General features: G+C 65.2%; 9 protein-coding genes. 5 read left to right on the forward strand and 4 right to left on the reverse strand.

The genetic code is table 11. The features are described from left to right. The first annotated feature begins 3 nt into the window (after nt 1–3). Together V8683_RS25940 and V8683_RS25945 are read left to right on the forward strand one after the other, a co-directional pair. On the forward strand, nt 4–684 hold the full coding sequence (locus V8683_RS25940; RefSeq protein WP_411192871.1) for a Vgb family protein: 681 nt from the start codon (nt 4–6) through the stop codon (nt 682–684). Between the two features lie 90 nt (nt 685–774). Continuing rightward, nucleotides 775–1,272, forward strand: coding sequence for a cupin domain-containing protein (locus V8683_RS25945; RefSeq protein WP_411192870.1), 498 nt, complete (start codon nt 775–777; stop codon nt 1,270–1,272). A gap of 68 nt (nt 1,273–1,340) precedes the next feature. On the opposite strand, the gene V8683_RS25950 is transcribed toward V8683_RS25945, so the two are convergent. Then, nucleotides 1,341–2,390 carry an aromatic ring-hydroxylating dioxygenase subunit alpha gene (locus tag V8683_RS25950; RefSeq protein ID WP_411192869.1) on the reverse strand — a complete coding sequence of 350 codons (1,050 nt, stop codon included), beginning with the start codon at nt 2,388–2,390 and terminating at the stop codon, nt 1,341–1,343. A 24-nt stretch (nt 2,391–2,414) separates the two neighbouring features. On the opposite strand from V8683_RS25950, the gene V8683_RS25955 reads away from it, so the two are divergent. The 3 genes from V8683_RS25955 (at nt 2,415) to V8683_RS25965 (ending at nt 5,286) form a co-directional block, all read left to right on the forward strand. Then, entirely contained in the window at nt 2,415–3,446 is a 1,032-nt protein-coding gene (locus tag V8683_RS25955; RefSeq protein ID WP_462880691.1) for a LysR family transcriptional regulator, read from the forward strand. Nucleotides 3,447–3,660: 214 nt separating this feature from the next. Beyond that, the gene (locus V8683_RS25960) at nt 3,661–4,143 is read left to right on the forward strand and encodes a hypothetical protein (RefSeq protein ID WP_411192868.1); all 483 of its coding nucleotides are present in this window, start codon (nt 3,661–3,663) and stop codon (nt 4,141–4,143) included. Between the two features lie 72 nt (nt 4,144–4,215). After that, complete coding sequence (locus V8683_RS25965; protein ID WP_411192867.1) at nt 4,216–5,286, forward strand: MBL fold metallo-hydrolase; 1,071 nt, start codon at nt 4,216–4,218, stop codon at nt 5,284–5,286. 25 nt (nt 5,287–5,311) lie between these two features. On the opposite strand, the gene V8683_RS25970 is transcribed toward V8683_RS25965, so the two are convergent. From V8683_RS25970 to V8683_RS25980, 3 genes are all read right to left on the reverse strand, one after another. Beyond that, complete coding sequence (locus tag V8683_RS25970; RefSeq protein ID WP_411192866.1) at nt 5,312–6,184, reverse strand: AraC family transcriptional regulator; 873 nt, start codon at nt 6,182–6,184, stop codon at nt 5,312–5,314. 107 nt (nt 6,185–6,291) lie between these two features. Then, nucleotides 6,292–8,025: a purple acid phosphatase family protein gene (locus tag V8683_RS25975; RefSeq protein WP_411192865.1), complete on the reverse strand. Its 1,734-nt coding sequence runs from the start codon at nt 8,023–8,025 to the stop codon at nt 6,292–6,294. A gap of 114 nt (nt 8,026–8,139) precedes the next feature. Beyond that, nucleotides 8,140–8,540 (reverse strand): LysR substrate-binding domain-containing protein (locus V8683_RS25980; RefSeq protein WP_462880690.1); only part of this gene is annotated, 401 nt, incomplete at its 5' end.

Consider the following 8,540-nt stretch of genomic DNA (forward strand, 5'->3'; position numbering starts at 1 on the left):
TTCATGAAACGCTCACAGGCCGAAATCGTCCGCGAATATGGCCCCTTCGCAGGCACGCCTCCCGTCCACGGCGTCACGTACGACGGCCAGCATGTCTGGTTCGCTTCCGGCGACAAGGTCAATGCCCTGGACCCGGCGAGCGGCGAAACCGTGCGCGCGATCGACGTGCCCTCGCATGCGGGCACGGCCTTCGACGGCCGCTATCTCTACCAGCTCGACGGCACGCACATCCGCAAGATCGATCCCGCCAACGGGCAGGTCGTGGCCGCGATTCCGTCGCCCGCGGGCGACGGCAACTCGGGCCTCGCGTGGGCCGAGGGCAGCCTGTGGGTCGGGCGCTTCGACGAACGCAAGATCCTCGAGGTCGACCCGCAGAGCGGCAAGGTGCTGCGCGCGCTCGAATCCAACCGCTTCGTCACGGGCGTCACCTGGGTGGACGGCGAACTCTGGCACGGTACGTGGGAGAACCACGAAAGCGAACTGCGCCACATCGACCCGCACACCGGCGAGGTGCTGGAGGCCCTCGACATGCCGGAAGGCGCGGGCGTCTCCGGGCTCGAATCGGATGGCGCGAACCGCTTCTACTGCGGCGGCGGAAACAGCGGCACGGTGCGGGCCGTGCGCAGGCCCGCGCGCGAAACGGCGGTGGCCGGCGCGGTTGCAGGAGAAGGGACGGAAGGCTGAGCATCGCGGCACGTCGCGGCGACGAAAGGCTGGACAACCGCACCGGCGCGTGATGATATGGCACGCCTCATCATCGAGGAGACATCGCGCATGCAACGCCCTGATTTCATCCGCCACTGGACGGAACTGGAAAATGAGGCGCCGGCACATTACACCGGCGATAGCGAACCGATGGCCTTCGGCGCGCCGCTCGCGCGCAAGCTCGGCCTCACGCGAATCGGCATTCACCACGAACGCCTGGCGCCGGGCCGCCGCACCTCGTATCCGCATGCCGAAAGCGCGGAAGAGGAATTCGTGTTCGTCATCGAGGGCACGCCCGACGCCTGGATCGATGGTCATCTGCACCGGCTGCGGCCCGGCGATTCGGTGGCGTTTCCGGCCGGCACCGGCATCTGCCACACGTTTCTGAACAACACCACCGAGGAAGTGCGGCTGCTCGTGATAGGCGAAACGCCCAAGGACGAGAACCGCATTCGCTATCCGAAGCACGAAGCCTACGAGGCCACGCGCAAGGATCGCTGGGTCGACTGGCCGGCGCGCGAGCTTGGCCCGCACGATGGCGTTGCGCGCGCCGAGGGCGAAGCGTAGACCGATTCCCGGGCGGTTACAGATCGATGAGCCGTTCGCTCGATCTCGCCCGGGATACGCAAATCATGTCAGCCCTCCCTGGCAGGTTGCCGAAGGGCCTCGCGTTCCTCTTCGAGACGTTGATTCACCACCCGGCGAAATTGCGTCAACGCGGAATCGATACCAAAGGGCATCATCTCGAAGTCGGGATCGAGTGCGAGATTCCTCTGCTGCGCCGTAATGATGGCGCGGTCCTCGGCGAACGCGTCAATGATCGATTGATGGACGGACCGTGTGACTTCGGGTTGATCGATTGCAAAGTTGTGAGGCTGCGCGAAGAAGTAATGCGTGGAATGTTCCGTCTCGGGCGTCAGGGCCTGGCACGAGCGAAATTCGGCTGCGTCCACGCGGGTGCCTTCGGGCGCGCCCGTTCCCGCAGGCGCCATCCCCGAATCCATGCGCAGAATCGCGGGTACAGTGAAATCGTAGATATTCCACCGGTCCACTTTGCCGGGCCACCCTTTCACGGCAGCGGCAAACGGCGGAGCATCGGTGTTCATCGTCCAGCGCGTGACGCGCAAGCCGTTTTCGAGGCGCTCGATTTTCGGTTGCACTTTGGCGTAGTCCTCCGGGCCGCCCAGCGTGGTCGGATGAACGAACGGAAGATGCGAAAAATCGAGCAGGTTGTCGCAGATGAGCAGGTAGTTCACGTCGTAGTGAATATAGCCGGGCAGGCTGCGCCACTCGGGGTCGTCCAGCCAGTGGGTGTCGGGAATCGTGTCTGGGTTGGCGAGTTCGGGGTCTCCCATCCAGATCCAGATCCACCGATGGCGTTCGACAACGGGAAAGCTGCGCACCTTCGCGCGCGGCGGGATCCGTTGCTGCGCCGGCGCTTCGACGCAGGCGCCCGCGCTGTCGAACTTGAGTCCGTGATACATGCAGCGGATGCAATCGCCTTCGCGGCGACCGGCCGAAAGCGGCGCGCCTCGATGACAGCAACGGTCTGCGAGCGCGATGACGCTCCCCTCTTCCTTGCGATACATGACCACCGGGATGCCGGTGATGATCCGCGAAAACAGCGCCTCCGACGCGACTTCGTGCGACCACGCGGCCACATACCACGTATTCCTGATGAACATGGATCGTCTCCTGATGGGTTGTTGGTGTCGTTGTCTGTGCGCCCTGGCGGCGAGGCGCTTGACCGCACGATAGGTTTGCCTCGATCATGCGTCAAGCTAATGGCATTAATAGATTCAATGCACGATATGCATATTCGAGATCTCGACCTGAATCTGCTGGTGGTCTTCGACGCCTTGCTGCGCGAGCGCAGCGTGACCCGCGCCGCGCAAGACATCGGCATCACGCAAGGGGCGATGAGTCACGCGCTCAACCGCCTTCGCGCGTTTTTCGAAGACCCGCTTTTCATCAAGACGCCGGACGGCATGACGCCGACCCCGAAGGGCGAGCAACTCGGCGCGACGATTTCCGAGGTCATCGCGGCGATCCGGCAAAACGTGGTGGTGGAGGCTGGCTTCGATCCGTTGACCGCGCAACGAACCTTCGTGCTGTGCATGACCGACATGGGCGAACTGGTCTTCCTGCCGCCGTTGATCCGGCGACTGAGAAAGCTGGCGCCCCGCTGCACGTTGCGGTCGGTTCAGGTTCCTCTGGAGCAGATCGAAGGCATGCTGTCGTCGGGAGAAGCGGATCTCGCGCTAGGTTCGGTACACGCGGCGCCCGAAGGGCTCTACCAGCAGCAGCTCTTCATGCATTCGTTTGTGACGCTGGTCAGCGTACGGAATCGCAAGATCGGAAAAACGCTCACGCGTGCCCAGTTCGAGTCGATGCCGCAAATCACCGTCTCATTGAGCGGACGCGCGAGTGCGGCCTATGACAGCGCGTTCGACGCCTATGGCGTGAAAAGAAACATCTACCTCACCACCCCGCACTTCCTTGCGGTACCTCACCTGATCGACGCTCAACCCGACCTGATTGCCACGGTTCCTCTTGAGCTTGGGCTGGTGTTCGCGCGGCTCGGCACCGTCAAGTTCGTGCCGCCGCCGGTCGAGCTGCCGCCATTCGCGCTGCGTCAGCTTTGGCATTCCCGCTTCAACGCCGATCCGGCCAACGTCTGGCTGCGCAGTCTCATCAAGGAGACCTTCGAGCACTATCCGGACATCCCGGAGCCGCCGTAATCGAACGAAATAGACAAAGAAAGCAAACTGTCCCGAAAATTAATAAACTGGAAGGAGCCGGTCCTGCTCAAGGGTAGCCTTCACCGGGCGAGCATTCGTCGCCCGCCGGACCCAACTTGAACCGGCAGGGACTCTCGAGGTAAGCATGATGAACAGGCGCAAGGCATGCCAGTTGGTGCTGATTCTGGCGGCGATGGCCACCAGCGGCGCAGCCGTGGCAGGAAGGGGCGGTAGCTGGAGCGGCGGCGGCTCCTATCACGGCGGAGGCTGGGGCGGCGGGGATTACCATGGCGGCTGGGGTGGCGGCTATTACCACGGTGGGTATTACCACGGCGGCTACTATCACTGGGGCGGCGGCTGGGGTTGGGGCTGGGGCGGCGGCGCCTATTTCGGCCCGGGCTTTGCCTGGGGTTACCCGGGCTGGGGCTATCCCTACTCCTGGTACGGATACGGCTCGCCGTACCCGTACTACGCCGGCTACCCTTACGGGCCCGCGCCCGTCGATGCGTACGGGTATACGTCGGGACCAACGCAATACGTCGAGCAGGCCCAGGGCGGACAGGCGGATCCGGGCGGCGGCGCGGCGCCGGACGCAAACTACTGGTATCACTGCACCAAGCCGGAAGGGTATTACCCGTACGTGAAGTCCTGCGCCCGGGGATGGCAGCGGGTGCCGTCCCGGCCGCCGGGCATCTAGGCATCGCGCGACTGAAACGGGCCGCGGCGGCCTGCGAAGATCGCCGCGCCTTTCCTCCCAGAGAGGTCCGCGATGGTCTTTCGCCAGCTCTTCGATCCCGCGTCGTCCACCTACACCTACCTGCTCGGCGACCCCGAAAGCGGCGAAGCGCTGCTGATCGATCCTGTCTACGAGCACGTGCCGCGCGACCTCGCCCTGCTGCAGGAACTGGGCCTGCGGCTACAGGCGACGCTCGACACCCACGTGCACGCCGACCACGTGACGGGGGCGTGGCGCTTGCGGCAACGTTGCGGTAGCGCAATCGCGCTTGCCGAGGTGGTCGGCGCCGCGGACGTGAACCGGCCGCTGCGCCATGGCGAGCGCGTCGCTTTCGGCCGACGCCATCTGGAAGTGCGTGCAACGCCGGGGCACACGAGCGGCTGCCTGACCTATGTGCTGGACGACGAGAGCATGGCTTTCACCGGCGACAGCCTGTTGATTCGCGGCTGCGGCCGCACCGACTTCCAGGGCGGCAGTCCGCAGCAGCTATTCGCCTCCGTGCGCGAGCAGATCCTGACGCTGCCCGACACCTGCCTGCTCTACCCCGCCCACGACTATCGCGGCATCACCGTCACGAGCGTGGCCGAAGAACGGCGTTTCAATCCGCGCCTTGGCGGCGACGTGGATCTTGGCGACTTCGCGGGCTACATGAACAACCTGAATCTGCCGCACCCGAGGCAGATGGCCCTCGCCGTGCCCGCCAACCTGCGGTGCGGGAAGCCGGAAAGCGAAGCCCCCCTGGACGAAACGCCCGACTGGGCGCCGCTCACCCTGCGTTTTAGCGGCGTATGGGAAATCGAACCGATGGCGCTGCTGGAGCATGCGGCAACTCTGCAGATCGTCGACGTGCGGGAAGCGCCGGAATTCATCGATCGTCTTGGCCATCTGCCGGATGCGAAGCTGGTGCCGCTCTCGCAACTGGTGGACCGGCTCGGCGAACTCGACCGCGAACGGCCCGTCGTGGCCGTGTGCCGCTCGGGCGTCCGGTCGGCCCAGGCCAGCGTGCTGCTGACCAAGGCCGGCTTCGGCAAGGTGGCCAACCTCGCCGGCGGCATGCTGCGCTGGAAGGCGGAGGGGTTGCCCGTCGCGTCGGGCAGCGTCTGAAGGCCGGTTCGCAGCGCGTCCCCCGTCACGCGAGCGGGATGTAGATATCGGTCTGCCACTGGTCCTGCGGCGTTTCCGGAAAGACGCTCAGGTAGTGAAAGAACAACGGATGGTCCCGCAGTTCCTCGCCGCTGCCCGGCAGCCAGTCGCGATAGATCGGATAGATGGTCTCGCCGATATGGTCGGTCGAGCCCGTATGCCGAACCACCGCGCATCGGCCGCCCGGAATCGTGAGCGCGCGAACGCCCTGGTCATTCGGCGCGACCGGTTCGGCCATCTCGCCGCAAATGTCGAAGCGAAATGCCTCACCCGGCGTCGTATCGGGATTGTTGCGCGGGATACCGAAAGTCCGGCTCGACGCGAGCGGCGATTGTCCGCTCTGTTTGCGCCAGTCGATGAACTTCCGCACGCTCTCGTTGACGAGTCCGGGCGGTCCGCAGTGTTCGAGCGCGGCGACACGCGTCTCGGCAAAATCCACAATTCGCACTTGCATGGTCAGTTTCCTTGAAAGGTAGGGGACGACGAAGGTCGCACTCCAGATCTCCCAGCCCGGATGCCGCCGGAACGCGCTCGGCGCCCTGCCGAACGCACGCCGGAACGCCCGGCTGAACGCCTCGGGGCTATCGAAGCCCGCGTCCAGCGCGGCATCGAGCACGGTGCAGGGCTCGCGCGCGGCAAGCCGGCGGGCGGCTCGCCGCAGACGCAGCAGTTGCACGTAGCGTGCGACCGGTACGCCCACGTAGGCGGCAAACTGGCGATGAAAATGGAACTTCGAGAAGTTCGCCACGCGGCTCAGCGCGTCGACCGACAAGTCGCCTTCGAGATTCGTGTCGATATAAGCGAGTACGGTATCGAAACGTTTCGTGTAGGCGCGGGCGGCGTCGGTGTGAGCTTGCATGGGCTGGGTGTCTGGATCGTGCAACAGGCGCTATGGTGCCGAGGTTCGGTCGATCCCGCCTAGCCGCGCTTGCTCGATTTCCGCGCATGTCGCGTGGACGATGCCGGCTATTCGAGGCCGGCGCCACCAGCCTGCACGCGCCGCGGCTTCTCCATCACAATCGTTTCGAACAACTCATAGTTTGCCGTCGGCGTCCGATCTGCGCCCGGCGCGTGATAGTAGTTCATCGTAATGGTCGTCTTGCCGCCCGCTATGCCAGGATCGTAGTCGAACACGGCGAGGCCGTAGCCGGTGCCGGTATCGCGGCGCGCCGACCAGATCGCATCTTCCAGCGCGTCGGCCGCCGGGCGCGTATACGTGTCCGCCGTTTTGCCGGGTACCGGACGATTGGGTTTCGTGAAGACCTTCGCCTGAACCTGGCCCGTGGCGGCATCCTTGCCGTAGACGTCCAGCGGTGCGTTCGTCCCGCCCCCGCCCAGAATCAGATGAATCGTTCCCTGGCTCGTGTCGAACGTGGCATCGGCCGGCTCGGCCGCGACGACGGGTCTGGGCTGCAACGTATCGACTACGGCGCCCGTCGTTGCGTCGACACCCGCGTTACGATTGCATCCGCGCACGGGATAGCTGCGCTCGTAGTCGTGATCGTGGCCGCACAGTACCAGGTCCACGCCGTAACGATCGAACAGCGGAAGCCATGCCTCGCGGATCCCTTTGTCGGAGCCGTTGCCGGTCGACGACGAAGAGAGTGCGTCCTGATGCATCTGCACGACGATCCAGTCGATGCCCGGATCGGCCGACGCCCGCAGCAGCGTTTGTTCGAGCCAGCGGGTCTGCTCGCCATGGCTGTAGCCGCGAACGTAGAGCGAGGTGCCGGCCGCGACCGGCGGATTGCCGCTGCGGTTCGCCGGCACGAGGGGATCGGGGCCGGGCACGAAGGCGGCGGCGTCCTGGTAGATCACGTCGTCCGCATCGAGCGACACGAACAATACCGCGCCCACCTGGAAGCTGTACCAATGGCCCGGAAAGCGCGTGCCGTTGTCGGGCAGCGTGTAGCGCGTCAGGTAGGAAGCCAGGCCCTGGTCGCCGTTATGGAATTCGAGTTCGTGATTGCCGGGGCACGGCATCCACGGTCGATTCGCCGCGGAGCCCTGCACGTTGTTGCCGAAGTCGCGCCACACGGACGGTTGCGAGGTGGGGTTCAGGTTCCCGTAGCACAGGTCGCCGTTCAGCAAATGGAAGAGCGGCTTGAACTGCTCCACGGCCGCCACGGCGAACCGGCTTTGCGGGTACGACAGCACCCACTTCGTATTGGGCGTGGCGAGATCGCCGTAACTGGTCCAGCGAAAAGGCGTGCGTCCTCGCGGCGCCGTCTGGAAGTCGGCCGCGAACGGCGCGCCCTTGTTGCCGTCGTTATCCGCCGTGATCTGGTACTGGTAGCGGGTGCCCGGTTGCAGGTCGCGCAGGGCGACGTGGTAGGCGTACACCGTTTCGCCGTTGATGCCGTCCACGTAGCTTCGTTCCTGTGCGGGGTAGACCTGTGCATGCTGCCCCGTTGCGCTTGCCTGCACGCTGACGCGGGGATTGACCGCAGCGGCAGGCGACGCCCACGAAACCACCGCTTCGCGGGACGGATCGCTGCCCCAGGTCAGGTGTATCTGCTCCGGCGTCCCGTCCGGGCTCGCCTCGGCAGCGCGGCCGCTCACGGCCAGCACGCCGGTCCCGGCAGTCAGCCCGGAAGCGCCCGCGAGTTTCAGGAAACCACGGCGCGAAACGCCGGTGCGGGGGTCGCCCGGTTGATCGTTATGGGTGGCACAGCATGCATACGCGGGAGTCTTGTCCATAGTTCAATTTTAGCCATCAAGCTTCGGGGCCATCGCCACGCCCCGAATAGTTCGCATACCAAACCGTCTCGATTCGCGCTTCAACGAAACATCGCTGCGGCATGAGCCATGCCCTCACGCTCCCGCCACATACGCCCCCAAACCCGCAGCCAACGCGTCGAACGCCGCCTTGCAGCGCGGATTGCCGCGCAGATCCTCGTGCATCGTGATCCAGGTCTCGAGCGCGAACGTACAGCCCTGCGCCAGCACCCGCACGAGCCGCGGATCGCGCCGCGCAATGCCGGCCTGGCAGAAGCCGATACCGCAGCCCGCGCGGATCATCGCAAGCTGTGCGAGATCGCTGCTGCTGCGAATCGAGAACGCCTCGCGCCGCCACGCCGGAAACCCCTTCGCCGCGGCGCGCAGGAACGGCGTGGTTTCGTCGAAGCCGATCAGCGCATGATTCGCGAGATCGTCTAGCGTGTTACGGCTCGGGCTATTTGAGTTTGGGCGGGGGGTATTTGTCTCGCGTTCGT

Source organism: Paraburkholderia sp. AV2 (genome assembly GCF_054968425.1).

Bases quoted from the DNA above. Each gene is read 5' to 3' on its own strand.
- V8683_RS25940 (WP_411192871.1), top strand. From the start codon at position 4: ATGAAACGCTCACAGGCCGAAATCGTCCGCGAATATGGCCCCTTCGCA.
- V8683_RS25945 (WP_411192870.1), top strand. From the start codon at position 775: ATGCAACGCCCTGATTTCATCCGCCACTGGACGGAACTGGAAAATGAG.
- V8683_RS25950 (WP_411192869.1), bottom strand. From the start codon at position 2,390: ATGTTCATCAGGAATACGTGGTATGTGGCCGCGTGGTCGCACGAAGTC.
- V8683_RS25965 (WP_411192867.1), top strand. From the start codon at position 4,216: ATGGTCTTTCGCCAGCTCTTCGATCCCGCGTCGTCCACCTACACCTAC.
- V8683_RS25970 (WP_411192866.1), bottom strand. From the start codon at position 6,184: ATGCAAGCTCACACCGACGCCGCCCGCGCCTACACGAAACGTTTCGAT.
- V8683_RS25975 (WP_411192865.1), bottom strand. From the start codon at position 8,025: ATGGACAAGACTCCCGCGTATGCATGCTGTGCCACCCATAACGATCAA.